The sequence below is a fragment of the Nordella sp. HKS 07 genome (genome assembly GCF_011046735.1).
Taxonomy (GTDB): domain Bacteria; phylum Pseudomonadota; class Alphaproteobacteria; order Rhizobiales; family Aestuariivirgaceae; genus Taklimakanibacter.
In genome coordinates this window covers 3,103,965-3,130,804 of sequence record NZ_CP049258.1, presented here as the reverse complement: position 1 = coordinate 3,130,804, position 26,840 = coordinate 3,103,965, and the positions used below count along the sequence as shown (strand labels likewise).

Sequence of the window (26,840 nt, the reverse complement as noted above, 5' to 3'; positions counted from 1 at the left end):
ATGCGCGGAGGCCGATCCCAGCACCGCTCGGCGGTGTCCTATTTCCCGCGTCTCCAGCTTGTGCCAGCTACACTGCATCCCCGGAACAATCGAGCTTTATCCCTGTACCGGCCGCTTTGATCACTGTATGTTCACGGCCAATGTCCTTGTCCTCCACTCTGCTTTTTCCCCAGAACCAGACGGCGCCCGTGGCCGTCCTCGACGGCATTGCGCTGAAGCTCGGCCCCGGCAGGCGGGTGGAGGCGGCGGAAGCGCTCACGCATCTCATCCGCGAGCCGCATCTCATCTGCCATTCGGCCTTCGTCATCGAGCGGTTGGGCTTCGCCGCCGAAGCGCCGCGCGCGGTGATCCGCCAGGCGCGCGAGCAGAAACATGTCGACGTCGCCGAACTCTTCGCCTTCGTCTGTCCGGCCCGCTTCGCCACGCCGACGCCAAAGGGTCTCGGCCGGGCGCTCAATCTGGATGTTTCCGTCGACGAGACCGAGCTCCTCAGGGCCATCGCCGATGATCTCCTGGGCCGGCTCGCCAGCCCCAACTATCCGCTCATCCGCGAGACGGCCGAAAATGCGGCCTTCCTCGCCCGCGCCAACTGGCCGTGGGCGCGCGCCGTGATGACCGCCTTGACCAAGGCCAATCCGCGCCTCGATATCGGCACCTTCGTTACCGGCCTCAATGTGTGGGACCGGATCGACGAATGGGAGGACGACGGCGGTCGCCCACCGGGCTCGCATATCGGTGTGACGCCTGACGAAGCGAAAGACTTCCTCGCGCAGGTGCTGGGTTCGGGTGCGGAAATGCGCGTCGAGCAGAAGGACTATGCGGCCACCACGACGCATGCCTTCCAGCCGCGCGATGACGGGGCCGCCAACAACATCCTGCTCGCCGAAGCCGGAACCGGCCTTGGCAAGACGCTCGGCTATCTCTCGCCCTCCTGGCTGTGGGCGCGCAAGAACAATGCACCGGTCTGGGTGTCGACCTATACCAAGAACCTGCAGCGCCAGATCGACCAGGAAACGCAGCGCATCGTCGCCGACCCGGCGGAGCGGCGCGATCGCATCGTCATCCGCAAAGGCCGCGAGAATTATGTCTGCCTGCTCAATCTGCAGGAGACTTTCGCCAAGATGAGCTCGGCCAATGCGCGCTCGGCGCTCCTGGCCGCCCTCATCGCGCGCTGGGTGAGGGCAAGCCGCGACGGCGACATGGTGGGCGGCGACTTCCCATCCTGGCTTCTGCCGTTGTTCAACGACGTGACGCTCGACGGCGAAGGCCGCGCACTGTCCCCCGCTTCCCTCGGCCTCACCGACCGGCGCGGCGAATGCATCTATGCCGCCTGCCCGCATTACCGCAAATGCTTCATCGAGCGCGCCATGGTGCAGGGCCGCCGGGCCGATCTCGTCATCGCCAATCATGCGCTCGTCCTGCGCAAGGCGGCGGTCGATCAGGCCATCGGCTATACACAGACGAAAGAAGAGCAGTCCGCACCGCAGGATCTGCGCCGGCTCGTCTTCGACGAGGGTCATCATCTCTTCGACGCCTCGGATTCGGCCTTTTCCGGCCATCTGACCGCGCTCGAGACGGCGGAGCTCCGGCGCTGGCTCAGGGGACCGGAATCGGCCGGCCGGCGCGGGCGCGGCCTCAGGGAACGTGTCGGCGATCTCGTCGGCGACGACGAGACGGCCGAGAGGCATCTGAATGCCGTGCTCTCCGCCGCCAACGCGTTGCCGGGCCCCGGCTGGACGCGGCGCATCCAGGCCGGCACGCCGGAAGGGGCGGCCGAAAGCTTCCTCAGTCTGGTGCGTCAGCAGGTGCTGGCCCGGGCCGAGCAGAATTCCGGCCAGACGCTCGAGACCGATTGCATGCCGCTGGTGGACGGCCTCGGCGCCGCGGCGGGCGAGCTTGCCGCCGCCCTCATCGATCTGAAACGGCCGATGGCTTCGCTGGCCAATGCTCTCGCCAAGAAGCTCGACGACGAGGCGGCCGAACTCTCGACCTATGACCGCGGCCGCATCGAAGCGGTGGCGCGCTCGCTCCGAAGGCGCGGCGAGCTCATGGTCGGCAGCTGGGTCGACATGATCGAGCGCCTCCTCGACAAGCCCAATCCTCTCTTCGTCGAGTGGTTCTCGGTCGACCAGATGTTCGGGCGCGAGGCCGATGTCGGCCTGCACAGCCACTGGATCGACCCGACCGAGCCCCTGGCGCTCGTCGTCCTGAAGCCGGCGGACGGTGTCGTCATCACCTCGGCGACGCTCAAGGACCGTCCGCCCGAGGCGCCGGAGGACTGGACCAATGCCGAAACGCGCACCGGTGCCGTGCACCTGCCCTATCCGGTCCGGCGCATCAGCTACGAGTCGCCCTTCGACTACAAGAGCGCCAGCCGCATCATCGTGGTGAACGACGTCAATCGCGAGGACATGGACCAGCTGGCCGCCGCCTATCGCGAATTGTTCCTGGCGGCGCAAGGCGGCAGCCTCGGCCTCTTCACCGCCATTTCGCGATTGCGCGCCGTCTATAAGAGGCTGGTGCGGCCCCTGGCGCAGAAGGGTTTGCCGCTCTACGCCCAGCATGTCGATCCGATCGACACCGGAACCCTGGTCGACATGTTCAGGGCCGAGCGCGATGCCTGCCTGCTCGGCACCGACGCGGTGCGGGACGGCGTCGACGTGCCGGGCGATTCCCTGCGGCTCATCGTGCTCGACCGGGTGCCCTGGGGCACGCCCACCATTCTCGAACGCGCCCGGCGTCAGGCCTTCGGCGGCCAGGCCTATACCGACATGACGGTTCGTCTCAGGCTGCGCCAGGCTTTCGGCCGCCTCATCCGGCGCGAGGGTGACCGCGGCGCCTTCGTGGTGCTCGATCCGCGCCTCGCCTCGCGCTTCTGCACCGCCTTTCCGCCCGGCATGCGGATCGAGCGCGTCGGCCTCGTCGATGCGATCGACATGGTGCGCGACTTCATCCAGAGCCCCGCATGAGCAGCCGAGTCGCCTATACGTTCTTCGACACCGCCATCGGCACCTGCGGCATCGCCTGGGGCCCCGACGGCATCGTCGGCGCAAGCCTGCCGGAAGAAAGCGGCGATGATCTCAAGGCGCGCTTCACTTCACGCCATCCTGACGCGCGGGAAGGCGCACCACCTCCTGACGTCCAGGACGCGATCCGGCGCATCCAGGCGCTGCTTAGGGGCGAGGCCGACGATCTCTGCGATATCGCGCTCGACGATACCGGCCTCTCCGATTTCAGCCGGCGCGTCTATGAGATGGCCAGGCGGATCCCGCCCGGGACCACGCGCACCTATGGCGAGATCGCCAAGGAAATGGGCGGCCTGCATCTCGCCCGTGAGGTCGGCCAGGCGCTCGGCCGCAATCCCTATCCGATCATCGTGCCCTGCCACCGGGTGCTGGCGGCGGGTGGCAAGACCGGCGGCTTCTCGGCAACGGGCGGCATCCAGACCAAATTCCGCATGCTTGCCATCGAGCGCGCAAAGACCGACACTACGCCGTCCCTCTTCGACGAGCTTCCGCTCGCCGTCCCGCCCAGAAGATCGCATTGAAACAAAGCAAGAGACTATGACTCACGAACTCATCCTCACCGGCGGGCGCGTCGTCGACCCGTCGCAGTCGCTCGACGCCGTCACCGAAGTCGGCTTCGCTCAGGGCAAAGTGTCGGGCATCGGCCCCAGCCTCAAGCGCGACACCCAAACGCAGGTCAAGGATGTGAGCGGCTTCATCGTGACGCCGGGCCTCATCGACCTCCATACTCATGTCTATTGGGGCGGCACCTCGCTGGGCGTCGATCCCGATCTCTATGCGCTGAAGAGCGGTGTCACCACCTCGGTCGACACGGGCTCGGCCGGCCCCGGCAATTTCCCCGGCTTCGCCAAGCATGTGATCGCCCCGGCGCGCCAGCGCATCTATGCCTATCTGCATGTCTCGCATGCCGGCATCTACGGCTTCTCGACCAATGTGCATGTGGGCGAGAGCGAGGACATGCGGCTGATGGACCCCAGAGGCGCGGTCGAGGTCGCGGCCAAGTACCCGGACGAGATCATCGGCATCAAGGTCAGGGTCGGGCGGCACGCCTCGGGAGATCAGGGCATCGCGCCGCTCGACGTCGCGCTTGAGGCCGCCAATGAAGCAGGCCTGCCGCTGATGGCGCATATCGACGAGCCGCCGCCGACCTACGAAGACGTGCTGGCGAGGCTCCGGCCCGGCGACGTCCTGACCCATGCCTTCCGCCCCTTCCCCAATGCGCCGGTGACAGCGCAGGGCACGATCAAGCCGGGCGTGCTCCAGGCGCGCAAGCGCGGCGTGCTGTTCGATATCGGCCATGGCATGGGCTCCTTCGCCTTCAAGACGGCGCGCGCGATGCTGGCCAATGGCTTCGAGCCCGACACGATTTCGTCCGACGTGCATGCTTTATGCATCAACGGCCCGGCCCATGACCTCGTCACCACCATGTCGAAATTCCTTTGCCTCGGCATGGGGCTCAACGACATCATCCGTTCAGCCACTGAGACGCCGGCGCGCGCCATCAAGCGGCATGATCTTGGCACGCTGAAGCCGGGCTCGCTCGGCGATGCCAGTTTGCTCAGGATCGATGATGGCCAATTCGACTATCTCGATGTGACGGGCGAGCATCTCCTCGGCGCCAAGCGCATTTCGGCGCATGGCGTCGTCATCAAGGGAGAATGGTGGGCGTGAGCGGCCGGCCTCGGCCGCTCAGCCCTTGCAGACACCTCGTCAGAAAGTAAAGACGCCGCCGACGAAGGCGCCCTGTTCGACCACGTCGAAGACGAAGCCGTCATGGCTGTAGTCGACGCCCATGGCGCGATAGCCGACCACGGTCGAGAAGCCGCTGGTCCACTGATAGCCGAGGCCGCCTATCACGTCCCAGGAGAGATCGGAGCCGATGCCGGCGCCGCCGATCATGCCCCAGCCTTCGAGATAGAGCGGTGTTTCCGTGTTGATGCGCGTCTTGAACCCGACCATCGGATCGACCCAGGTCTCGCTGTCGTCACCGCCATGCTCGGCCACCTCGGTACCATCGGCCTTGAGCCTGGCGGAAATGTCGTTGGCGACATGCCAGAGGCGCGCGCCCGCCATGAGGTCGAGCTTGACGACCTCGTCATTGACGAGGCGATACTCGCCCATCAGCGTGGCGGCGATATTCTCGGTATCGACCGTCGCCTTCAGGGCGACAGGGATGTTCTCGACGGTGCGCGAAATGCCTTCCTCGGTCTCGGTATGGACATACATGATGTCGCCGAAGATGCCGTAGGTGCCGTTATGCGCCTCGACGACGCCCATCGCCGCGAATTTGAGATCGTCCAGAATGTCCGAGAAGCTCATATCCAGGTCGACAGACTCGCGGCCGAACAGGCCGACATCGCCGGAGAGGCCCGCCGCCCAGGCATAGGGCGCCACGCTGATGACCCATTCGTCGGAAGCGGGCTTGGCGGTGATATCGGCCGCCGCGGCGGACAGGCTCATGGCCGCCCAGAGTGCCGCCGTCCCGACGCACAGCCGCAATCCATGTCTTGATGGTCTGATCCCCATTATTCTCTCCAATTAGGCCGAATGCCGCTGTTCGCCGGCCATCCAGGTTTCGCTGACTTTGATCTTGCTGATGGCCACGGCGTCCGCCGTCGGATCCTGCTCGAGTATCGCCAGGTCGGCGAATTTGCCGGCTTCGAGACTGCCGGCCTTGTCGTCCATGTGACAATGCCACGCCGAGTCTATGGTCACGGCGCGCAACGCCGCTTCCACCTGGATGCGCTCCTCGGGATAAAACACGTCACCGCCCTCGTTCATCACGCGGGTCACGGCATCCTCGACATAACGCAAGGGCTCGATCGGTGTGACGTTCCAATCCGAGTGGAGAGAGATCTTGAGGCCGGCGGCGAGCGCCGACGCGCAGGGATCGTAGAAACGCGCCCTTTCGGGACCGAAGATGCGGTCCTGGAAGGCCTTGCCCCACCAGCGCACATGGCCGATCAGGAAGGACGGCGACAGACCGAGCTCGCGCATTTTCTCCATCTGGTCGGCATGCAGCATGCTGCAATGCTCGATGCGATGGCGCAGATCCGTCGGCGGCGCGTCCTTCAACACGGCCGCATAGGCCTCGATCGTCGTATCGATGGCGGCATCGCCATTGGCATGGACGCCGACCTGCCAGCCGCCCCTATGCGCGCGTCCAATGGTTTCGATCAGCTGCTCCAGGCTGTAATTCAAGGCGCCACGGCTGTCGGTGCCGATATAGTTCTCGCGCTGATAGCCGGTCTTCGCCTGGTTCGAACCATCGGCCCAGGCCTTGATACCGTCGACGGAAGATGTCATTGCCGTGGCCGGGTTTCAGCCCCATCTTCTCCCAGTCGTCCATGATCGTGGAGATCAGCCGCGATAGCGGGCGGGCGAATTGTCCGCCGTGACCGCATCGAGCAATGCCAGATCATTCACGCCGGCCATGAGACCGACGCCGCAATCATGCAGCGTCGTGCAGCCGACGGAAGAGGCGAGGCCGATCAGACGGCGCATGCGCCCCTGGATTTCCGTCGCCGGCGGTTGCGGCATCTTGTCGATGAACGGCACCTGCGCCGCCATTTCTTCGAGCCTTCCGGTCAGATCGCCGTTGGCATCGCGCACGAAGCGCGCACCCGACGGATCAGGCGTGTCGCGGCTGATGCCGACGAGCTTCAGCGCCACACTGTTCGCATAGGCGATATGACCGTTGCTCTCCTGCATGAAGAACGGATTGTTCGGCGCCAACTTGTCGAGATCGTCGAGCGACGGGATCCTGGCGCCTTGCGTGATGCTCGGATCGAACTGCTGGGCGCGGACCCATTCGCCTTCCTTGGCCTTGGCGACACCCTCACGCAACTTGGCCCATACGTCGGTGAAATTCGCGATGATGATCGGACTGACATTGATCCAGTCGTCAAACACGACAAAGGTGGAATGCATATGCGGCTCGACGAAGCCCGGCATCAGCGTACGGCCTTTAAGATCGACGACGCGTGTCTTGGGTCCGCTCACTGCTTGCGCCTCCGCCTTGCTTCCAACGAGCAAAATGCGGTCGCCGCGAATGGCGAGCGCTTCCGCACGCGGCGCCTTGTCGTTCATGGTCAGAACAGGGCCGCCCGAGAAGATGACATCCGCGGGATCGCCGGCCTGGGCAAATGCCCGGCGCGACGCAAGTGCCGTAGCGGCAATGGCTGACGTGGTCGCAACGCCCATATATTTGAGGAAGTCACGGCGCGAGGCCGCGTTCCTGAGGACCGCCACCATTCCGGGATTGCATGCGAGACACATGGTTACATTCCTTGTCAGTGTGATGCGCGATCCTGGAAAACCGTGCGAAAACCCGCCGCGAGGCTGCATGAATCGCGCGAAGGCCGCTTCACGCCACGTCTCATTTCCCTATGCCAGGAGTCTCACGGTCTCAGATGGGCATTGAGACGGCGCGCCGGGATAAATGAGACACTCAGCCTATCGCCCACGCAGCTCCCGGGTGCTAACAGGCACCCAGCGCGAGGCGATCTGTGCCGCGCAGTTTCTCAATTCTGTCTCAAGGTAATCTGACGATGACACAACTCACGCAAGGAAAGTCCTGGCGCAAGCTCGTTCGTGGCGGTTTAGCGATGATCGCCGCAACGGCGATCGCAACGCAGTCGGCACTGGCCTGCACCAGCTTCCTGCTGCGCACCACGGATAATGGCGCGGTCTATGGCCGCACCATGGAATTCGCCATGCCGCTCAAATCCTCCTTCATCGTGGTGCCGCGTCACTATGCCCTGAACTCGATCGGCGCCGACGGCAAGCCGGCCATGACCTGGCAGAGCAAATATGCCGCCGTCGGCCTCAACGCTCTCGGCGTTTCGGCGCTGGTGGACGGCATGAACGAAAAGGGCCTCGCCGGCGGCATCCTGTATTTCCCGGACTATGCGGGCTATGCCGATCCGGCCAAGGCGGATAGGGCAAAATCCCTGGCGCCGTGGGATTTCCTCACCTGGGCGCTCACCAATTTCGCGACCGTCGATGAGGTCAAGGCGGCGCTCGCCGACATTTCCGTCATCAATGTCGTCCAGCCCGAGATGGGCTTCGCGCCGCCGGTGCACTACACGCTGCACGATGCCAGCGGCAAATCCCTGGTGATCGAGCCGGTCGACGGCGTATTGAAGGTCTATGACAATCCGTTGGGTGTCATGACGAACTCGCCGTCCTTCGACTGGCATCTGACCAATCTGCGAAACTACGTGAAGCTCTCCGGTCACAACGCCCCGCCCCTGGTCGTCGAAGGCCAGGAATTTGCGCCGCTCGGACAAGGCTCGGGCCTTCTCGGCATACCGGGCGATCCGACGCCGCCGTCGCGCTTCATCCGCGCCCTCGGCTACACGCTTTCCGCCGAGCGCAAGCCCAGCGGAATCGAAAGCGTCCGCCTCGCCGAGCACATCCTGAACAACTTCGACATTCCCAAAGGCTGGATCAGAGACCAGCAGGCCCAGGATGCCCCCAAGACGCCGCTCGAATACACGCAATGGTCGACGGTCGCCGATCTCAGCAACAAGAAATTCTACGTGAAGACCTATGAAGACCCGGTGCTGCGCAGCATCGACCTCATGAGCTTCGATCTCGACGCCAAGGCGGTGGCGAAAGCGACGCTCGAAGCCGGCATGACTGCGCCGGCGCTGAGCTTCGCCAAGCCGTAACCTGAGCGGGGATCGGCAAGGCTCTTGCCGATCCCTCGACCATTCGATTCAAATCCGGACGAAGAACTGCCCGACATTTCGCTTCATGGCGCCAAAGAGTCTTGCCGGTCGTTGAAGTCGAGCGGAAATCACCTTAAGGCTACGGGACGAGGTGAGGTACGGCAGACGCCCCGATAATGCAGAATGAATTGTTTCTGTCGACGGATTTCGTCGAGCCGGATTTACGGGACGATCTCTGGCGCAGTCTCTCGCAGCCCTTCTTCGAGACTACGCGACGTGAAGACGCCGATGCGCCCACGCTCGAGGGAACGGTGCGCTCGCGCCCGCTCGCCTCGCTCCTGATCGGCCCGACCAGCTTCAACCGCCAGCAACTCAGACGCGACCGCCGTCTCATCCTGCAGAGCGGCCTCGATCTCTACCTCGTCCAACTGCTCATGAGCGGCGCGATCGACGGCGACTGTGACGGGCATGCAACCTCGATCCGTCCCGGCGACATTTACGCCTGCGACCTCGCCCGGCCGCTGGCGATCCATCTCAGCACCGGCTCGACGCTGTCGATCCTCCTGCCGCGCGAGCGCCTGGACAAGGCGGCTTCGGGGCGCAGCCTCCATGGCACAGTGCTCAAGGCCGGCTTGCCCCTCACGAAACTTCTGTCCGATTTCATCACGAGCCTGTCGGAGGCCTCGGCGGATATGGAAGAGGCCGACGCGCTCGCCATCGAGGACGCGACGATTTCTCTGCTGGCCGCAGGCCTTGCTCGCCAGGTCCCCGACAGGGTGTACGATGATCCGGTACTGGCTTCCATCCTGCGCCGGCGCGTCCTGGAATTCATCGATCACAATCTCGCCGAACCCGGCCTCGGTCCGGCTCACCTGATGCGCCGCTTCCGGGTTTCGCGCGCGCATCTTTACCGAATGTTCCTGATGGACGGCGGCGTCGTCACCGTAATCCGCGAAAAAGACTCGAGGCGGCCTATCGGCAACTCACGCAGCGCGGAAGCCAGGCGCATTCGATCACCAAGATCGCCTATGACCTCGGCTTTTCGGGCAGCAGCCAGTTCCTCAGGGCATTTCAAAGCCGTTTCGGCATGACGCCCAGCGAAGCCCGGCAGCAAGGATCGGCTCTCGTCTTCACCGACCGCCATATCGTCAGCGTGCAGGCCCACTTCGCCAAATTCGCCCGGCCCCGGTGAAGCTCGCGTTCAGTTGCCCCCCTCTGCGGACCACGCGCTGGACAAAGTCCGCGTGGCTCGCTAGCCAGTCGGCATCGCGCCCTTCCGTGGAGTTTCCGGTGACCAAAACCATCAGCACACATCACGCCTTGATCTATGTCATGGTCACGATCGCCGCCGTCGAAGGCCATCTCGGCGACCGCGAGCTCAAGGCAATCGGCCGCATCGTCAAGCAATTGCCGATCTTCCGCTCCTTCGACGCTGAGAAGCTCACCCATGTGGCGCAGGAATGCGGCGAGATCCTGCAGGACAAGGAAGGGCTCGAGGCGGTCTTCGGCCTCGCCGCCGAGGCGCTGACGCCGAAACTGCGTGAGACCGCCTATGCTCTGGCGGTCGAGGTGGCGGCTTCCGACCTCGCGGTCGGCAAGGAGGAACTGCGCTTTCTGGCCATGCTGCGCGATCATCTGGGCCTCGACAAGCTTGTCACCGCGGCCCTCGAGCGCGGCGCCATCGCCCGTTATCAGACTGAATAAGAACTAGCTAAATGCCGTGCGCCGCAGCGCCGGCATGCGCAGCGCGAACAATATGCCGCGCGACACGAAGAAGACGATCATCGCCGCCCACAGGCCGTGATTGCCGTAATATTGCTCGAGCGGCCACCAGGCCGCGAGGGTGATGAGCATCGAGAGCAGCATCATGTTGCGCATGTCGGCGGTCTGGGTGGCGCCGGTGAAGATGCCGTCGAACTGGAAGCAGGCGATGCCGGTCAGGGGCGCCAACGCGGCCCAGAAAAGATAGGTCCGCGCGGTCGCGCGCACTTCCTCATCTGCCGCCATGAGATCGATCAGGAACGGCCCGCAGAACCAGATGACCGCCGCGGTCAAGACCCCGGCGATCGTCAGCCAGATCGAGGTGAGACTTATCGCTCGGTTGAAGCGCGCACGGTCGCGGGCGCCGACCGCCTGGCCGACCAGCGTCTCGGTGGCGAGCGCGAAGCCGTCAATCAGAAAAGCCGCGAAATCAAAGAAATGCATGAGGACGGCATTGGCCGACACGATTACGTCGCCCGCTTGCGCGCCCCTGGCGGTGAACCAGGAAAAGACCAGGACGAGACAGATGGTCCTGATCATGATGTCGCGGTTGATGGCGAAGGTGCGGATGAGCTTGGCGCGATCGAAGACGCGGGCGCTTTCGAAGCGCGCCCCCATCTCCCGCAGCCGGCGCCAGGCGATGAAGAGGCCGAGCAGGGCCGCCGAGACCTCGGAAATGAGAGCGGCAAGCGCCACGCCATCGGACGTCATGCCAAGCCCCAGCACGAAGATGAGGCTCAGGGCGCCATTGGTGAGATTGAGAAAGACCTGGAGGAGGAAGGCGACGCGGGCGCGGCCCTGCCCGACGAACCAGCCGATGAGACAGAAACTCGTCAGCGCGAAGGGGGCGGAAAAGACTCGGATGTAGAAATAGGTGGCGGCATGGCTTTCCACTTCCTCCGACCCGTTGATGAGGCTGAAGGTGAGCCTGCCGATGAAGGGCGCCAGCAGGATAATCGCCACCCCGGCGATGCCGGCGATGATGAGGGAGCGCATCAGCACCGCGACCAGCTCGGCGCTGTCGCCGCGTCCGGTCGCCTGGGCGGTCAGGCCGCCGGTGCCGAGCCTCAGGAAGCCGAATCCCCAGTAGATGAAGTTGAAGATCAGGGCGCCGACGGTGATGGCTCCGATGTAATAGGCGCCGGGCAGCTGGCCAACCACCGCCGTATTGACGATGCCGATGACCGGCTGCGTCACATTGGACAGCATGATCGGCACGGCAATGGCGAGTACGCCTCTATGCGTGACCGGCGTCGATTGCGGGGAATGCATGGGCCTGGATTATTAGAGCGATTCTGGTTGCCGCGCAGTCAGAGTCTTGCAGCGCTGCTGACAAAATCTGGCACCAGCAAGCCGCCAAATGCGGCTATGGTCGCGCCATGGACGACCGCCCGACCAGGCTGCCCGAAGTCTTCACCGACTGGTTCCGCGCGCGCGGCTGGAGCCCGCGGCCGCATCAGCTGGCCGTGCTGGAGAAGGCCCAGGCCGGGCTCGACGTGCTGCTGATCTCACCGACAGGCGGCGGCAAGACGCTGGCGGGCTTCCTGCCAAGCCTCGTGGAACTGACCCGGCAAACCGAGCGCAACGGCATCCATACCCTCTATATCTCACCGCTCAAGGCGCTGGCCGTGGATATAGCGCGCAATCTCGAAACACCGGTCAGAGAGATGAACCTGCCGGTCAGGGTCGAGACGCGCACCGGCGACACGCCGCATTCGCGCCGCAAGCGCCAGCGCGAGAAGCCGCCCGACATCCTGATCACGACGCCCGAGCAGGTCTCGCTGCTCATCGCCGATCCGGGTGCCGCGCATATGCTGAAGGACCTGCGCGCCATCGTGCTGGACGAGCTGCATTCCCTCGTCACCTCGAAGCGCGGTGTTCTCCTGTCGCTGGCGCTTTCCCGCGTCAGAAGTCTGGCGCCCCGGATCCACCGCATCGGCCTTTCCGCCACCGTCGCCGATCCCGATGCGCTCAGGGCATGGCTGACACCGCAAGAAGAGGGAAGCCGGCTCGCCGAGCTCGTGATGGGCAAGGCCGGGGCGGCGCCGCAGATCAGCATTCTCAAATCGGCCGAGCGGGTACCCTGGTCGGGGCACATGACCCGCTATGCGATACCGGAGATTTATGAAGCGATCGGCCGGGCGCGCATGACGCTCGTCTTCGTCAATACGCGTGCCCAAGCCGAGATGACCTTCCAGGCCTTGTGGTCGGCCAATGAGGACCATCTGCCGATCGCGCTCCATCACGGCTCGCTCGATGTCGGACAGAGGCGCAAGGTGGAAGCGGCCATGGCGGCCGGCAAATTGCGTGCTGTCGTCTGCACCTCGACGCTCGATCTCGGCATCGACTGGGGCGATGTCGATCTTGTCATCCATGTCGGGGCGCCCAAGGGATCAAGCCGCCTGCTCCAGCGCATCGGCCGCTCTAATCATCGCCTCGATGAGCCCTCGCAGGCGCTCCTCGTGCCGTCCAACCGCTTCGAGGTGCTCGAATGCGAGGCGGCGCGCCAGGCTGCCGGCGAAGGCGCCCAGGACACCGAATATCCTTCCGTCCTCAAACTCGACGTCCTGGCCCAGCATATTCTGTGCCGCGCCTGCGCCGGCCCCTTCCATCCCGATCAGCTTTTCGCCGAGATCAGGACCGCCTGGACCTATCGCCATCTCACGCGCGAGGATTTCGACCGCGCTGTCGAATTCGTCACCAATGGCGGCTATGCGCTCAAGGCCTATGAACGCTACGCTAAACTGAAACCCTGGGGCGATGGCGAGCTGCGCCTCGCCCATCCGCGCCTCGCCCAGCAATACCGGCTCAATATGGGCACCATCGTCGAAGAGGAGATGCTGAAGGTCCGTCTCGCCAGCATCAAGAAGCGCCTGGGGCGGCGCGTCGTCACCGGCGGGCGGGTACTGGGCGAGATGGAAGAATGGTTCCTGAGCCAGCTCAGCGGCGGCGACACCTTCCTCTTCGGCGGTGAGGTGCTGCGCTTCGAAGGGCTCGATGAATTCGGCGCGCTCGCCTCGCGCACGCAAGCGAGCGATCCCGCCATTCCCTCCTATGCCGGTGGCAAGTTCCCGCTCTCGACCTATCTGGCCGAGCGCGTGCGCCGGATGCTCGCCGATCCCAAGTCCTGGCCGGCACTGCCGCAACAGGTGCGCGACTGGCTCTCGGTACAGCGCTGGAAGTCGATCATCCCGTCGCCCCGCCAGATGCTGATCGAGACCTTCCCGCGGGCGCAGCGCCATTACATGGTGTGTTATCCCTTCGAGGGCCGGCTCGCGCATCAGACACTCGGCATGCTGCTCACGCGCCGGCTCGAGCGCATGGGCGCGCAGCCCATGGGCTTTGTCGCTTCCGAATATGCGCTCGTCGTCTGGTGCCTGCGCGACGTCTCCTTGATGATCTCGACCGGCCGGCTCGATCTCGGCCAGCTCTTCGGCGAGGACATGCTGGGCGACGACCTCGACGCCTGGCTCGCCGAATCGAACCTGATGAAGCGCACCTTCCGCAACGCCGCCATCATCGCCGGGCTGATCGAGCGGCGCTGGCCCGGCAAGGAGAAGACGGCACGGCAGATGACGGTGAATTCCGATCTCATCTATGACGTACTTAGGCGTCACGAGCCCCAGCATCTGCTGCTGCGCGCTGCCTGGGACGATGCGGCGGATGGGCTCATCGACGTGCACCGGCTGGGGGCGCTGCTCAAACGGATCAGGGGTCAGATCGTGCACCGGGCGCTCGATACGGTGTCGCCGCTCGCGGTGCCGGTGATGCTTGAGATCGGCAGAGAATCCGTTTACGGCGAGGCTGATGACGCTCTTCTCGCCGAAGCCGAAGATGAACTCATCGACGAGGCCATGCGCCTTGTCTAGAGCGGCATCCATACAGCTGGGCGGACTTGACCTGCTGCCCGATCTCGCCGGCGCCCTCTATGTGCCGGATTTCGACGCTCTGCTCGTCGCCGACCTCCATCTCGAGAAGGCCTCTTCGCTCGCCAGGCGCGGCGTCCATCTGCCGCCATACGACACGCGGGCGACCCTCGAGCATCTGTCCTTCTCGCTCGCCGCCGCCCGGCCGAAACGTCTCATCCTGCTCGGCGACTCCTTCCATGACGACGACGCGCATCTGCGCATTGATCCCTCCGATGTCGCCGAGATGGCCCGGCTTACGCGCGGGATCGACGTGATCTGGCTCGCCGGCAATCACGACCCCTCCCCGCCCAAGGCGCTGGGCGGGCATTTCGCCGAGGAGATCGCGCTCGGCCCGATCACGCTGCGCCATATTCCGGGCGCGCTGTCGGAAGGGGAGTGCGAGATCGCCGGGCATCTGCATCCCGCCGCCTCGCTCGCGCAGCGCGGTCGATCGCTAAGGCGCAAGTGCTTCATCGGCCACGAGCGCCGCCTCGTGATGCCGGCCTATGGCAGCTTCACCGGCGGACTGAGCGTTCAGACGGCGCCTTTCCAGGCGATCTTCCCGGACGGCCAGTTCGATGTGTGGATGATCGGCGGCAAGGCGATCCACCGATTTCCGGCAGGCCGGATCAACTGAAGACGCGGATCAGCGTCAGGATCGCGGTCACGACTGCACCGGCGGCGACATAGGCGCGCAGGGTAGCAAACCAGTCCGGCAGGCCAGTGGCTTCGGCGCGCAGCGTATCGCGCAGGATCAGGAGAAGATAGGCCGCGATCAGGATCATCAGACCGAAGTCCGTCGGCACCAGAAGCGCCACCCAGGCGACGATCAGCGCCGCCACGGCCGAGAAGCCTTCGGCGGCGATGCGGGCTCTGCCATAGGGGCCTGTCGCTATCAGCCAGTGGGCGCCGCCCAACAAGGCCAGCACCAGCGCCGCATAGGACTGGAACGCCATCACCATTCCCGCCTGCGACATCCAGACCAGGACCAGCAGGATTGGAAAAGGCAAGAGCACAAGCGCCAAGACGAAACGCAGCGGTCGCGGTATGGCGGACCCCATCGGCATGGAGGGAGCTTAGCGCGCATCCCGGCGAAGTGGAATCACTTCGCCGAAAAGGATTCACGCCAAATCAATATGTTGGAGCAAATCCTCATCGCCAAAGTCTCCAACTTTGGCGGGATTTGCTCTAGCAGACCTTCTGGCCGAAAAGTGGCTTGAGACCGGCGCCCGATCGGGCGGAAACCGGTCCCCCCTGAGCAGACGCTATCCGAGCTTGGCTTTGAGTTTGGCCAGGAGCTCCGGCGTCACATCGCCGGTAAGGCGCATGCCCGATTGCAGCTCGAATAGGCGGATCGAGTTCTTGGTGCGGGAGCTCATGGCGCCATCCTCTTCGCCGGCATCGAAGCCGAGGCGGTTGAGAAGCTGCTGGGCCTCGAGAACCTGATTGGCGCCGGTATCGGTGGTGACCGCCGCGCCGATCATCGGCAGATCGAATTTCGCCGAGGCGGCGGCGGCCGGACGATCCTGCCAATCGGGGTTGGATACCGCCACGACATTGGCCGCTTCGATGTCGCGCTTGGGGGTCCAGCCGGCGAGCCGCGCCTTGACCTCGGCGGTCACCTTCTGGGGAAGTGTGTTTTCGAGCGTCTTGGCCTTGGCCGCGGCGTCGGCATCCTGCTGGCGGGCCGCGAGCGTGTACCAGAACAGGGCTTCCCCCAGATCCTGGCCGACGCCTAGTCCGCGTTCATAGAGGAGCGCCATGTTGAACTGGCTGTCCTTCAGATTATGGGCGGCGGCTTCGGCGAACCAGCGCGATGCATTCTCATACTTGCCCTTGGTTGAACGCGAATTGGCATAGAGCACGGCGGCATTGTGCATGGCCCGCACATTGCCAGCCGCGGCCGCCCGTTCATACCACTGGCGTGCCGCTTCCACATCGAGCGGAACACCAGTACCGCGCTCGAGGATGGCACCCATCCGATATTGCGCCGGCGCCAGTCCCTTGGCGGCGGCGGCCCCGAACCAGCGCGCCGCGGCGGCGAGATCCTGCGGCACTTTCTTGCCGTCAGCGAAACGGCTGGCGATGATGAACGCGGCGCGCGCATCGCCGTCGAGTGCGGCCTGCCGCAAGCTTGCCGTGCCGATGGCGGCCGGCAGGGCATCGGCGTCGGTTATGGTGATCTCGTCCACGGCCGCCTTGGTCGCGCCCGGCAACGAGCTGGCGAAGATGCCGGTACCGAGCATGGCGTCGGACTTGGCGAGAGCGCGGTTGAGATGCTCGAAACTGTTCCAGCTGCCGGATTTCGGCTGTTCGACGGCGGGCGGCGTGGTCGGTGCAGTGCCCTTGGGCTTGTTGACCAGCGTATTGAACGCCAGCGCCGCCGCAGCGGCCAGAACCACGAGCCCGATCAGGATCAGCCGACGGCGCTTGCCGGCATCGGCGGATTTGGACGTCGCCGCTGGCGTTGCCGTGGCTGTGGCTGTGGCGGAGCTCGCCGGCTGGGCCGGCTTCTCTTTCCGGCGGAAACGCAGCGAGAAGCGCGAAAACGCCTTGGCTCCGGCTTCCTTCGATTTCTTGCGGCCGAGGAAGCTCGCGGCCGAGGGGCCGGGCGCCTGCTGGGCGGCGGCCTGGGCGGCGCGGCGCGCGGCGGCGATGAAATCGTCCTGAATCGGGGCTTGTGCTGCTTCCGCCCGGGCGGCAGCGCTCTGCGGCTCGAGCGGCTGGTCGGGCAAAGCGGCCGTGTCGGCCCGCAGATCGGGCCACGCCTGGGCCGGCGCCGGCTCGGTCGGGATCTCGGGGAACGGCGCGGCGAAAGCCGGCGCGGCCTGAGCGACTGGTTGTTCGCGCACTTGCTCGAGCTCGGTCAGCTTGCTGACGATCTGCTCGAGCGTTTCGTGGACGGCGCCCAAGGTGTCCTGGTTGCGCTGGTCGGCGGCTTCGTAATTGCTCCTGACCGTGGCGAGCGCGCTTTCGAGCGCCCGCAATTCCGGTGACGGCTCGGCAGCCGTCTGGGCGCGCTCCGGCCATTCCTGCATGAGACGGCTTGCCATGCGGCTGGCGGCGTCCTCGGCCATGTCGCGAGCCCAGTTACGGCTCTGCTCCATGCTCTCATAGAGCTGGTGGATGGACTGCTCGAGCGTCGCGATATGCTGGAGCTGCTGCTCCGTATTGGCGAGACGGCCGGAGACGCCGGCGAATTCCCGCTCGATGCCGGCCCAGGCCTGGGCCGTCTGATCCTGCTGCATCGCCTGGGCGATCCGGTTGTCGAGATCGAAGACGCGCTTTTCCAGATCGGCGATCTGCGTGCCGACCTGATCGCCCCGGCCCTGCTCCAGCCACTTGGTGATCTCGGTCAGGCGCCGGTCGAGGTCGGCGAGCGGTCTCAGATCCGGCCCCTGCGCGACACGCGCGGAAAGCTGCTCGATCACCACGCGCAGGGAACGCAAATCATGCTCGGAGGCGGCTTGTGCCTTCAGGTCGTCGACGCGCTGGCCGAGGCTTTCCATCTCGGCGCGCAGGCGGCCGATGTCGCCGCCATCCTGGCGCTGCGCGGCAGCCTGCTGCTCCTTCAGGAAGTCGAGCATGCGGCTTTCGAATTCGTGCTGTTCCTTCTGGGCCTGTTGAACGGCCTGGCTCTGGGCGCGCTGGGCGGCGGACTCGGAAGCCTGCTTCACCTGGTCGATGCGCTGGGCGAGTTTGCCGAATTCGCCCTGGACGAGCTTGTGCAGCTCCTCCTCGGCGGTCTCGCGATGGCCGCTGACCCTGTTGGTCAGATCGGCGATGCGATTCTCGAGACGCGTGATCACCGGCGCGTCGGCCAGCAGGCGGTCGCTGTCGATAGGGGCGGTGGCGGTATAGGCGACGTCGTCGAGGCGCTGCTGCACCGCCTTCAGCGTCTCCCGCGTCTTGCGCTCGCTCATTTCGATATGATCGACGATGTTGCGCACCGCCGTCTCGAGCGAGCGATAGCCCGGCACGTCTTCCGGATTGGTCGGAAATCTGTCGGCGCCCTTGCCAAATCTGTCGCCGAGCGTTTCCAGGCGTTCGCTGAATTGTGCAAGATTTTCAGCCGTCTGGCGCTCACCCGCCTCGACCCGCGCGAGGATATCGGCCAGCGCGTGATCCTGGGCCGGCCGCGAACGCTCATAATAGCGCCCGGCGGCGGTGTCCTGCTCCTGGTGCACCATGCGGGTCAGCTGGTCGGACAGATGATCGAGCTTATCCTGGATGTCCTGCATCGCATTGCGGGACTGCGGCTTCGTCGGCCGCCGCGGCGCCGGCTGCGGGTCGCCCTCCTCGGCCTGCTCGCGGATGACGGTATTCAGCCATTCACCCAAAGTCATGCCGGAACGGCGCGCGGCATGCTTGGCCGCCTCGCGGGCCTCGCTGTCGATGCCCTTTACGCTCCATGGAATTCCCGGCTTCATCCCGTTTTTCACCCTCTTGGTCCGCGTCTCGACCCCCACAGCAGCGGATGGCGTCCACTACTGCCCCCTAAAAGTTAACTTTTTAGGTAAAATTTCCGTTAAGCCCCCGCCACGCCTTCGCCTTTATTCGCCTCTAGCCAAACGGCAACCCCTGGTTCCAGCCATGCGGTGACCCTATGGCAGCGTTGTGCCGCCAATCCATAAATTTAGGGGTACCAGGGGTTATGAATCGTGGCGATCTGCCTATATAATGGCGACGCGACGGCAATCGCCCCTTAGGGCACTAAAAAACGAACGGAGAGCAAAAATGGCTCAGTCGACGGTTGCTGACCGGTCGAATCGGGATCGAACCTATTCCATCACGGAACTCTGCAGAGAGTTCGACGTGACCCCGCGCACCTTGCGCTTCTACGAACAGAAGGGCCTGCTGCACCCCGATCGGCGCGGCTGGACCCGCCTGTTCAGCTATCGCGACCGTGCCCGCCTGCAATTGATCCTGCGCGGCAAGAAGGTCGGCTTCTCGCTGGAAGAGATCAAGGAAATGCTCGATCTCTACAATCTGCGCGACGGCCAGCTCACTCAGCTGCGCGTATCCTCCACCAAGTTCCGCGAGAGGCTGGAAGCGCTCCGCAAGCAGCGCCTGGAGCTCGAAGACGCCATCAGCGACCTCGAAAAGACCATCACGGTCGTCGACGGGATGCTGAAGGAGCGTGAAGCCGCCGAGACCGCCGCCCCCCGGCGCGCCGCTAACGGTGAATGACACGGGATCGTTAAGGGTTCCGAACGCTGGGTCATGACCACTTCAGACCCACGGTCTGAAGTGGTAGAGCTGAGCGGAACCTTCAATTGAGCGTGTGATTCGACGGAAAAATCTGTGCCCTTTTTTCCTGACCACGCGCTTGGCTTTTGCGGCGGCTCGCTTGACCGAGCCGCCGTTTTTCGTGGTGATGCGGACTGGGTCGCGAAGAAGCGGGCCGAACCGACCGCGAAGCTGCTGCGCCTCAACGGCGACAAGGTGCGTATCGAGGCGGGCGCCCTTCACTATGAAACGACCATCGACGCAGAGGCCATATTCCTCGGCATCGACCCCGACGGCCATGCCGTCTTCGCCGGCGAAGCGGTCGAGCCTCTCGACAACGCCCAGGATCTGAGAAGCCTCGCCACCGAGGCCAAACTGCCGGCGAGCGATCTGGCCATGCTCGCGCAGGCCCGCTCGCTGCTGCATTGGCACCAGCGCCGCCGCTACTGTTCCCATTGCGCGCATGAGCTCCAGGTGAAGGATGGCGGCTATCGCCGCCACTGCCCCAACTGCACCAGCGACCATTTTCCGCGCACCGACCCGGTGGTGATCATCGTCGTGCGCTCGGGCGATGACGTCCTGCTCGGCCGGCAAAGCTCGTGGCCTGAGGGACGCTATTCGGCGCTCGCCGGCTTCATGGAGCCCGGCGAGACGATCGAGGAGGCGGCGCGGCGCGAGGTTTTCGAGGAAACGGGCATCCGCGTCGACGCCATCCGCTATGTGGCGAGCCAGCCCTGGCCATACCCATCGAGCCTGATGATCGGTCTCATCGGCGAAGCGCTCAACCGCGACATCGTCATCGACGAGAAGGAGATCGAGCAGGCGCGCTGGTTCAGCAAGGTGGAAGCGCAGACGATGCTCAACGGGCGCCATCCGGATGCCCTGAGCGTTCCTCCGCCCATGGCCATCGCTCACAAGATTTTGATGGACGCGCTTTTGAAGTAAGTGATTACTGCCCGAAGCCCGCCATGCGGCGGGCGATCTCGGCGCGATAGGGGCTCGCCTTGTAGACGCCGAGCACGCGCAGATGCGAGGTGAAGAATTCGAGCTCCTCGAGCGCCAGCCTGACATTACGCTCGGAGGGGTGGCCCTCGACATCGGCATAGAATTGCGTCGCCGAGAACTGTCCCTCGAGCTGATAGGATTCGAGCTTCGTCATATTGACGCCATTGGTGGCAAAGCCGCCCATCGCCTTGTAAAGGGCGGCCGGCACGTTGCGCACCCGGAAGACGAAGCTGGTGACGACCGGCGCCTCCTCGGGCTCGGCATCGCGTGGTGTCGCCGAGAGCACGATGAAGCGGGTGGTGTTGTGCTCTTCGTCCTCGATATTCTCCTTCAGAATCTCGAGGCCGTAGATCTCGGCGGCAAGCCTGGTGGCGATCGCCGCGCGCGTCTTGTCCTTCGCTTCGGCAAGCTCGCGCGCCGCACCTGCGGTATCGGCGGCGACCACCGCCTTGAGCTTCATCTCGCGAATCACCTTACGGCACTGGCCCAGCGCGTGGACGTGGCTGTGCACAGATTTGAGGCTTGCGTCGTCGGTCCCGGGCACCATGAGGAGCTGGTGGTGGACGCGCAGGAAGTGCTCGCCGACGATATAGAGATTCGAGGCCGGAAGCAGGTGATGGATGTCGGCGACGCGGCCCGCCACCGAATTGTCTATCGGGATCATCGCAAGGTCGACATCGCCCTCCTTCACGGCGGCAAAGGCGTCCTCGAAAGTGCCGCAGGCCACTGGTTCGTGGTCGGGATAGGCTTCGCGACAGGCAATATGCGAGTTGGCGCCGGGCTCGCCCTGATAGGCGATCTTGGATGTCATCTCAATCCCTCAAATTAAAAGCGGCTCGCCTTCATCATCTGGCGCGCCGCCTCAAGATCGGCCGGAGTATCGACACCCAGAGGCACCGAGTCAACGCGTACCACCGCGATGCTCATGCCATTGTCGAGCGCGCGCATCTGCTCGAGACGACGCTCGATCTCACGCTCACTGGGCTCGAGCTTGACGAAGCGCTCGAGCGATTCGCGGCGGAAGGCATAGATCCCGATATGATGCCAGAAGCGAGGCCCGAGCTCAGGCCCTGGCAGGCGCTGGAAGTCGCGCGCAAAGGCGACCTCGCGCTCATCGCTCAAGGGCGCTATCGCCTTGACGATGTTCGGATTGGCGACATCGGCTTCATCGGTGATGGGCGCCGCGATGGTGGAGATGTCGATGCCCTCATTGACGAGGCCGCCCAGGCAGCGCTGGACGTCGAGGGGCGTCACGGTCGGCAGGTCACCCTGCAGGTTGACGATGAAGCGGAAGCGACGCTCGGGATCGCGCAATGCCAGCGCCGCCGAGATCCGATCCGAGCCTGACGCGAGCCCTGGGCTGGTGACGATGGCATCGCCGCCATACGCCTTGATAATGCGGGCGATTTCCATCTCAGCACAGGCCACGAGTACCTGGCCGACATTGGCCTCGATGGCGCGCTTCCACACATGGACGATCATCGGAACGCCGTTGATATCGGCCAGGGGCTTGCCGGGAAGCCTGGTCGAGGCCATCCGGGCGGGAATAATGACTATCGTATTCTGGTGCTCAATCATGGGGTTAAGGCAGGGCGCGGCAAATTGGACAGGCGAGCTTTAACGTATTGCGGGCAATTCGAGAAACAATTAGTTTCCGCGGCCAATGGCGAAATTGAGGGAACCGGGGAGCCGGCCTACCAATATGAACAGTTTTGAATTCAACAAAATTGCCGGTGCCCTGCTGGCGACGGCGCTCGTGGTGTTCGGCCTCAACCAGGCCAAGAGTATGATCTACCACGCAGAAAAGCCGGACAAGCAAGGTTATGCCATCGAGGTTGCCGCAACCGGCAGCGGGGAAACCGGCGGCGGCACCGCAGTCGCCGAATCGCTGGGCACTCTGCTGGCCAAGGCCGACCCGGCCAAGGGCCAAGCGCAGGCCAAGGCCTGCCTCGCGTGCCACTCCTTCGAAAAGGGCGGCCCCAACAAGACGGGTCCCGACCTCTGGGATGTCGTCGAGCGCCCGATCGCCGCGCATGAGGGCTTCGCCTATTCCGATTCGTTGAAGGAGCACGCCTCCGACAAGTGGTCCTTCGAGAACCTCAACAAGTTCATCACCAATCCGAAGGGTTTCGCGCCCAAGACCAAGATGACCTTCGGCGGCATCAAGCGCGATCAGGCGCGCGCCGACCTTCTCGCTTATCTGCGGACGCTGTCGGACAGCCCGAAGCCGCTTCCAGCACCATAAACGGCTGAATTTGTTAAGCTTATTTTTCGAGAGGCCGGCTGCCACGCCGGCCTCTTTGTTTTGCCGCGGAAATAACGCAAATCTCACAAAGATTTAACCGCTATCAAAGGCGCGGGATGCGAAAAAATGGACCCCGGTTTTTCGCGCCAAACCCGCGTTAAATTATTAGAATCGATCACGTTTATGAGTTTGGATTGCCTCAATCCAAACTCATTGTGATCGATGCTGCGAGGTTTTGCTTTCCGGCCAGGAATGCGTATCTTCGGGGAAACCAAACCAATGGAGTGCCGTCAGCAATGATCCTAACCCGGCGTGGCCTTATTAAAACGGCATCCCTTCTGGGCTTGAGCTCGCTTTCAGGCTTCAAGGTGCTGTCGGTCGTGCCTGCAGCGGCGCAGGAACGGGTGTTCGTGCATGGCAACTCGATCTACGGCAAGCTGAAATATCCCGCCGACTTCAAGCATTTCGACTATGTGAATCCGGATGCTCCGCCAGGCGGAAGGCTCAGGATCGGCACGGTCGGGTCCTTCGACAGCCTCAATCCCTTCATCATCAAGGGCGAGCAGGCCGCCGGCATCGGCTATATTATAGAAACCCTCACCACCCAGAGTTTCGACGAAGTCGGCTCGGAATACGGGCTGTTCGCCGAGAGCACCTATCATCCGGACGACTATTCGCTGGTCTCCTTCCGCCTGCGCAAAGAGGCGCGCTGGCATGACGGCGCGCCGATGACGGCCGAGGACGCCATCTACACCTTCAACTTCCTGAAGGAGAACCATCCGCAGTATCAGTTCTATTACAAGAACGTGCAGAAGGTGGAGCAAACCGGCGACAGCGAGATCACGTTCTTCTTCGACAGCAAGGGCAACCGTGAACTGCCGGGCATCATGGGTCAGGCGATCGTGGCGCCGAAGCATTACTGGGAAGGCACCAACGCCCAGGGCAAGAAACGCGATATCTCCGCGACGACGCTGGAGCCGCCGTTGGGTTCGGGCCAATACCGCATCAAGACCGTGAAGCCCGGCCAGTCGATCATCTTCGAGCGCGTCAAGGACTATTGGGGCAATAGCCTGCCGGTGAATATCGGCACCAACAATTTCGACGAGATCGAAATCATCTATTTCCGCGACCGCAACATCATCTTCGAAGCCTTCAAGGCCGATCAGGTCGACATCAGGCTAGGCGGCGGCAGCAAGGAATGGGAAACCCAGTATGATTTCCCGGCCTACAAGAAGGGCAACGTCATCAAGACGACGTTCTATACCAAGGACGCCGAGCCCATGCAGGGCTTCGTTTTCAATCTCCGCAAGCCAAAATTCGCCGATCCGCGCGTGCGCCAGGCCTTCAACCTCGCTTATGATTTCGAAGGCCGAATGCGCATCCTCTCCTTCGGCAACTACAACAAGCGCACGCAGAGCTTCTTCCAGAATTCCGAGCTCGCCGCCACCGGCCTGCCGCAAGGCCGGGAGCTCGATATCCTCACCGAGTTCAAGGGCCAGATCCCCGACGAGGTCTTCACCACCGAATACAAGAATCCGGTGAACGGAACGCCGCAGAATATCCGCGACAATCTGCGCAAGGCGGTCGGGCTGCTAAAGGAAGCCGGCTGGTCGATCAAGAGCAATGCGCTCACCAACGACAAGACCGGCGAGGTTATGAGCATCGAGTTCCTGCTCGACGATCCCGGCTTCGAGGATGTGGCGCTCGCCTTCAAGCCTAGCCTCGAAAGGATCGGCATCAAGGTCACGGTCAGAACAATCGATTCAGCACAATACGAGAACCGGACGCGCGATTTCGACTACGACGTGATCACCGGCCTCTTCGCTCAGAGCCTTTCGCCCGGCAACGAGCAGCGTGAATTCTGGGGATCGGCCGCCGCCGACCGGCCAGGCAGCCGCAATTCCATCGGCATCAAAAATCCGGTGGTCGACAAGATCATCGACCTCATCATCTTCTCGAAGAGCCGCGAGGAACTGGTGGCGGCGACCCGCGCGCTGGATCGCGTGCTGCTGTGGAACTACTATATACTGCCGGATTTCTATCGCGCGGAGAAATGGTATCCGCACTGGAACCGCTTCGGCTTTCCAGAGAAAAATCCCGATTACAGCGTCGGCTTCCCGACACTGTGGTGGTGGGACGACGCCAAAGCCAAGGCCACGGCGGCCAACAAATGAGATACCTGGCGCCTGCCTTCCTAACCCTAGCCTTCCTCGTCACCCCCGCCTTGGCCGAACCGCGCCAGGGGCTGTCGGCGTTCGGCGACCTCAAATATCCGCCAGACTTCAAACATTTCGACTATGTGAACCCGGATGCTCCCAAGGGCGGGCGCCTCGCCAGCCGCGGCACATTGGCGATCGACACGTTCGATTCATTCAACAACTACATTCTGAAAGGCAATCCCGCCCAGAATCTCGAACTGCTGTTCGACACGCTGATGGTGCGCGCCAATGACGAGCCTGATGCCGTCTATGGGCTGGTCGCCAAAAGCGCCGATCTGGCGCCCGACAAGAAGAGCGTGACCTTCCAACTGCGCGAGGAAGCCCGCTTCTCGGACGGCTCCAAGCTCACGGCCGAGGATGTCTGCGACACGTTCCGCCTCATCTCGACCGAGGGAAATGAGCGGATCCGCATCGTCATCCGCGATGTCGAGAAATGCGAAGTGCTGTCGCCCTATGAGGTGCGCTACAGCTTCAAGGGCGAGAACACGCGCGATCTGCCGCTGATGGTCGCCGAGCTGCCGATCCTGTCCAAGGCCTATTACGCCAAGGTCGACTTCACCAAATCGACGCTCGATCCGCCGCTCGGCTCCGGCCCCTACAAGATCGGCGATTACAAGCAGGGCGAGTATGTCTCCTATCGCCGGCGCCCCGACTATTGGGCCGCCGACCTGCCGGTCAACAAGGGCCGCTACAATTTCGATGAAATTCGCCTGGAGTATTTCAAGGATCGCACCGCTCTGGTGGAAGCCTTGAAGGCGGGAGTCCTCGATCTGCACGAGGAGATGACGTCGCGCGACTGGGCGACCGCCTACAATACGAAATCGGTGGCCGAGGGGCGGCTCATCAAAGAGGTTCTGCCCGATGGCACGCCGTCCGGCGCCCAGGGCTTTTACCTCAATATGAGGCGCGACAAGTTCAAGGACATCCGCGTGCGCAAAGCGCTCGACCTCGCCTTCGATTTCGAATGGACCAACGCCAATCTCTTCTACGGCTCCTATAAGCGCACCGCGAGCTTCTTCGAGAACTCCCCGCTCAAGGCGGAGGGCAAGCCTTCGCCGGAGGAACTCAAGATCCTCGAGCCCTTCCGCAAGGATTTACGGCCCGAGGTCTTCGACGAAGTCTATGTGCCGCCGGTCTCGGATGGATCGGGCCAGGATCGCAAGCTTCTCCGGCAGGCCGCCCAACTTCTCACCGAGGCCGGCTGGACGCGCAAGGGCACGGAGCTCGAGAACGCCAAGGGCGAGAAGCTCACCATCGAATTCTTCATCGATGATCCGGCAAGCGAGCGTTTCATTGCCCCCTTTGTCAAGAACCTCAAGCTCCTCGGCATTGGCGCCACCATGCGCAATATCGATCCGGCGCAACTCGAGGAGCGCATGAAGGACTTCGATTTCGATATCGAGATGGTCAGGCTGGTAGGCGGGCAGACGCCCGGCGTCGAATTGCGCGGCTCGCTCGGCTCTGAATCGGCCAATGCCAAGGGCAGCTACAATCTGTCCGGCATCGCGTCGCCCGTGGTCGACGCGCTCATCGACAAGATGATCGCCGCGCAATCGCGCGAGGAGCTGCTGTTCACCGGGCGGGCACTCGACCGGGTGCTCAGGGCCGAGCACATCTGGATCCCGCAATGGAGCAAGGCCAGTCACTGGATCGTGCGCTGGGATATCTTCGAAAGGCCCAAAATCAAACCCGATTATGACAGAGGCATCCTCGATACCTGGTGGATCAACGCCGACAAGGCGAAGACACTGAAACGCGGAAACTAGGACTGC

The 26,840-nt window shown here is 63.6% G+C and carries 20 protein-coding genes and 1 pseudogene; 14 read left to right on the top strand and 7 right to left on the bottom strand.

The window, feature by feature from the left end:
- Positions 1-140: 140 nt before the first annotated feature.
- From G5V57_RS14710 to G5V57_RS14700, 3 genes are read left to right on the top strand one after another with little or no spacing between them, the layout of a single operon-like run.
- A complete protein-coding gene (locus G5V57_RS14710) occupies positions 141-2,969 on the top strand; it encodes an ATP-dependent DNA helicase (protein WP_165168219.1) in 2,829 nt (942 codons plus the stop codon).
- Entirely contained in the window at positions 2,966-3,547 is a 582-nt protein-coding gene (locus G5V57_RS14705) for a methylated-DNA--[protein]-cysteine S-methyltransferase (protein WP_165168218.1), read from the top strand. The genes G5V57_RS14710 and G5V57_RS14705 overlap by 4 nt, the downstream gene beginning before the upstream one ends.
- Before the next feature lie 16 nt (positions 3,548-3,563).
- Positions 3,564-4,697, top strand: a complete 1,134-nt coding sequence (locus G5V57_RS14700) for an amidohydrolase/deacetylase family metallohydrolase (RefSeq protein ID WP_165168217.1) — start codon at positions 3,564-3,566, stop codon at positions 4,695-4,697.
- A gap of 39 nt (positions 4,698-4,736) precedes the next feature.
- On the opposite strand, the gene G5V57_RS14695 is transcribed toward G5V57_RS14700, so the two are convergent.
- Positions 4,737-5,552 (bottom strand): hypothetical protein, encoded by an 816-nt coding sequence (locus G5V57_RS14695; RefSeq protein ID WP_165168216.1) that lies wholly within the window; start codon positions 5,550-5,552, stop codon positions 4,737-4,739.
- A 12-nt stretch (positions 5,553-5,564) separates the two neighbouring features.
- Positions 5,565-7,115 (bottom strand): annotated as a pseudogene (locus tag G5V57_RS14690) (amidohydrolase).
- A gap of 461 nt (positions 7,116-7,576) precedes the next feature.
- Between G5V57_RS14690 and G5V57_RS14685 the strand changes: the two are divergent.
- The 4 genes from G5V57_RS14685 to G5V57_RS14670 all read left to right on the top strand — a co-directional run bounded on the left by G5V57_RS14685 (position 7,577) and on the right by G5V57_RS14670 (position 10,405).
- Complete coding sequence (locus G5V57_RS14685; RefSeq protein WP_165168215.1) at positions 7,577-8,701, top strand: linear amide C-N hydrolase; 1,125 nt, start codon at positions 7,577-7,579, stop codon at positions 8,699-8,701.
- A 176-nt stretch (positions 8,702-8,877) separates the two neighbouring features.
- On the top strand, positions 8,878-9,792 hold the full coding sequence (locus G5V57_RS14680; RefSeq protein ID WP_165168214.1) for a hypothetical protein: 915 nt from the start codon (positions 8,878-8,880) through the stop codon (positions 9,790-9,792).
- Positions 9,714-9,893, top strand: a complete 180-nt coding sequence (locus G5V57_RS35245) for a helix-turn-helix domain-containing protein (protein ID WP_371744824.1) — start codon at positions 9,714-9,716, stop codon at positions 9,891-9,893. Before G5V57_RS14680 ends, G5V57_RS35245 begins: the two co-directional genes overlap by 79 nt.
- Before the next feature lie 98 nt (positions 9,894-9,991).
- Positions 9,992-10,405 (top strand): tellurite resistance TerB family protein, encoded by a 414-nt coding sequence (locus G5V57_RS14670; protein ID WP_165168213.1) that lies wholly within the window; start codon positions 9,992-9,994, stop codon positions 10,403-10,405.
- A 3-nt stretch (positions 10,406-10,408) separates the two neighbouring features.
- Here the strand turns inward: G5V57_RS14670 and G5V57_RS14665 are convergent, their stop codons facing one another.
- Positions 10,409-11,734 carry an MATE family efflux transporter gene (locus G5V57_RS14665; RefSeq protein WP_165168212.1) on the bottom strand — a complete coding sequence of 442 codons (1,326 nt, stop codon included), beginning with the start codon at positions 11,732-11,734 and terminating at the stop codon, positions 10,409-10,411.
- A 107-nt stretch (positions 11,735-11,841) separates the two neighbouring features.
- Here G5V57_RS14665 and G5V57_RS14660 point away from each other — a divergent pair, with 107 nt between their 5' ends.
- The gene (locus G5V57_RS14660; protein WP_165168211.1) at positions 11,842-14,331 is read left to right on the top strand and encodes a ligase-associated DNA damage response DEXH box helicase; all 2,490 of its coding nucleotides are present in this window, start codon (positions 11,842-11,844) and stop codon (positions 14,329-14,331) included.
- The gene (pdeM, locus tag G5V57_RS14655; protein WP_165168210.1) at positions 14,324-15,007 is read left to right on the top strand and encodes a ligase-associated DNA damage response endonuclease PdeM; all 684 of its coding nucleotides are present in this window, start codon (positions 14,324-14,326) and stop codon (positions 15,005-15,007) included. Before G5V57_RS14660 ends, pdeM begins: the two co-directional genes overlap by 8 nt.
- Here pdeM and G5V57_RS14650 read toward each other — a convergent pair.
- A complete protein-coding gene (locus tag G5V57_RS14650; protein ID WP_165168209.1) occupies positions 15,000-15,437 on the bottom strand; it encodes a DUF3429 family protein in 438 nt (145 codons plus the stop codon). The two genes, pdeM and G5V57_RS14650, sit on opposite strands and share 8 nt — an antisense overlap.
- A gap of 198 nt (positions 15,438-15,635) precedes the next feature.
- A complete protein-coding gene (locus G5V57_RS14645; RefSeq protein ID WP_165168208.1) occupies positions 15,636-18,800 on the bottom strand; it encodes an SEL1-like repeat protein in 3,165 nt (1,054 codons plus the stop codon).
- Between the two features lie 307 nt (positions 18,801-19,107).
- On the opposite strand from G5V57_RS14645, the gene G5V57_RS14640 reads away from it, so the two are divergent.
- Positions 19,108-19,560: a MerR family DNA-binding transcriptional regulator gene (locus G5V57_RS14640; protein ID WP_165168207.1), complete on the top strand. Its 453-nt coding sequence runs from the start codon at positions 19,108-19,110 to the stop codon at positions 19,558-19,560.
- A 114-nt stretch (positions 19,561-19,674) separates the two neighbouring features.
- Positions 19,675-20,544 carry an NAD(+) diphosphatase gene (gene nudC, locus G5V57_RS14635; RefSeq protein WP_165168206.1) on the top strand — a complete coding sequence of 290 codons (870 nt, stop codon included), beginning with the start codon at positions 19,675-19,677 and terminating at the stop codon, positions 20,542-20,544.
- A 4-nt stretch (positions 20,545-20,548) separates the two neighbouring features.
- Here the strand turns inward: nudC and G5V57_RS14630 are convergent, their stop codons facing one another.
- Together G5V57_RS14630 and G5V57_RS14625 are read right to left on the bottom strand one after the other, a co-directional pair.
- Entirely contained in the window at positions 20,549-21,415 is an 867-nt protein-coding gene (locus G5V57_RS14630) for a prephenate dehydratase (RefSeq protein WP_165168205.1), read from the bottom strand.
- A 14-nt stretch (positions 21,416-21,429) separates the two neighbouring features.
- A complete protein-coding gene (locus G5V57_RS14625; protein ID WP_165168204.1) occupies positions 21,430-22,182 on the bottom strand; it encodes a 3-deoxy-manno-octulosonate cytidylyltransferase in 753 nt (250 codons plus the stop codon).
- 124 nt (positions 22,183-22,306) lie between these two features.
- Here G5V57_RS14625 and G5V57_RS14620 point away from each other — a divergent pair, with 124 nt between their 5' ends.
- The 3 genes from G5V57_RS14620 (at position 22,307) to G5V57_RS14610 (ending at position 26,834) form a co-directional block, all read left to right on the top strand.
- Positions 22,307-22,849 (top strand): cytochrome c family protein, encoded by a 543-nt coding sequence (locus G5V57_RS14620; protein ID WP_165168203.1) that lies wholly within the window; start codon positions 22,307-22,309, stop codon positions 22,847-22,849.
- Between the two features lie 296 nt (positions 22,850-23,145).
- Complete coding sequence (locus G5V57_RS14615) at positions 23,146-25,023, top strand: extracellular solute-binding protein (protein WP_165168202.1); 1,878 nt, start codon at positions 23,146-23,148, stop codon at positions 25,021-25,023.
- The gene (locus G5V57_RS14610) at positions 25,020-26,834 is read left to right on the top strand and encodes an extracellular solute-binding protein (RefSeq protein WP_165168201.1); all 1,815 of its coding nucleotides are present in this window, start codon (positions 25,020-25,022) and stop codon (positions 26,832-26,834) included. Before G5V57_RS14615 ends, G5V57_RS14610 begins: the two co-directional genes overlap by 4 nt.
- Positions 26,835-26,840: the final 6 nt, after the last annotated feature.

Excerpts from the sequence above, each read along its gene's own strand:
- G5V57_RS14710 (WP_165168219.1), top strand. The coding sequence starts at position 141 with ATGTCCTTGTCCTCCACTCTGCTTTTTCCCCAGAACCAGACGGCGCCC.
- G5V57_RS14705 (WP_165168218.1), top strand. The coding sequence starts at position 2,966 with ATGAGCAGCCGAGTCGCCTATACGTTCTTCGACACCGCCATCGGCACC.
- G5V57_RS14700 (WP_165168217.1), top strand. The coding sequence starts at position 3,564 with ATGACTCACGAACTCATCCTCACCGGCGGGCGCGTCGTCGACCCGTCG.
- G5V57_RS14695 (WP_165168216.1), bottom strand. The coding sequence starts at position 5,552 with ATGGGGATCAGACCATCAAGACATGGATTGCGGCTGTGCGTCGGGACG.
- G5V57_RS14685 (WP_165168215.1), top strand. The coding sequence starts at position 7,577 with ATGACACAACTCACGCAAGGAAAGTCCTGGCGCAAGCTCGTTCGTGGC.
- G5V57_RS14680 (WP_165168214.1), top strand. The coding sequence starts at position 8,878 with ATGCAGAATGAATTGTTTCTGTCGACGGATTTCGTCGAGCCGGATTTA.
- G5V57_RS14665 (WP_165168212.1), bottom strand. The coding sequence starts at position 11,734 with ATGCATTCCCCGCAATCGACGCCGGTCACGCATAGAGGCGTACTCGCC.
- G5V57_RS14660 (WP_165168211.1), top strand. The coding sequence starts at position 11,842 with ATGGACGACCGCCCGACCAGGCTGCCCGAAGTCTTCACCGACTGGTTC.
- G5V57_RS14650 (WP_165168209.1), bottom strand. The coding sequence starts at position 15,437 with ATGCCGATGGGGTCCGCCATACCGCGACCGCTGCGTTTCGTCTTGGCG.
- G5V57_RS14645 (WP_165168208.1), bottom strand. The coding sequence starts at position 18,800 with ATGAAGCCGGGAATTCCATGGAGCGTAAAGGGCATCGACAGCGAGGCC.
- G5V57_RS14640 (WP_165168207.1), top strand. The coding sequence starts at position 19,108 with ATGGCTCAGTCGACGGTTGCTGACCGGTCGAATCGGGATCGAACCTAT.
- G5V57_RS14630 (WP_165168205.1), bottom strand. The coding sequence starts at position 21,415 with ATGACATCCAAGATCGCCTATCAGGGCGAGCCCGGCGCCAACTCGCAT.
- G5V57_RS14625 (WP_165168204.1), bottom strand. The coding sequence starts at position 22,182 with ATGATTGAGCACCAGAATACGATAGTCATTATTCCCGCCCGGATGGCC.
- G5V57_RS14620 (WP_165168203.1), top strand. The coding sequence starts at position 22,307 with ATGAACAGTTTTGAATTCAACAAAATTGCCGGTGCCCTGCTGGCGACG.
- G5V57_RS14615 (WP_165168202.1), top strand. The coding sequence starts at position 23,146 with ATGATCCTAACCCGGCGTGGCCTTATTAAAACGGCATCCCTTCTGGGC.
- G5V57_RS14610 (WP_165168201.1), top strand. The coding sequence starts at position 25,020 with ATGAGATACCTGGCGCCTGCCTTCCTAACCCTAGCCTTCCTCGTCACC.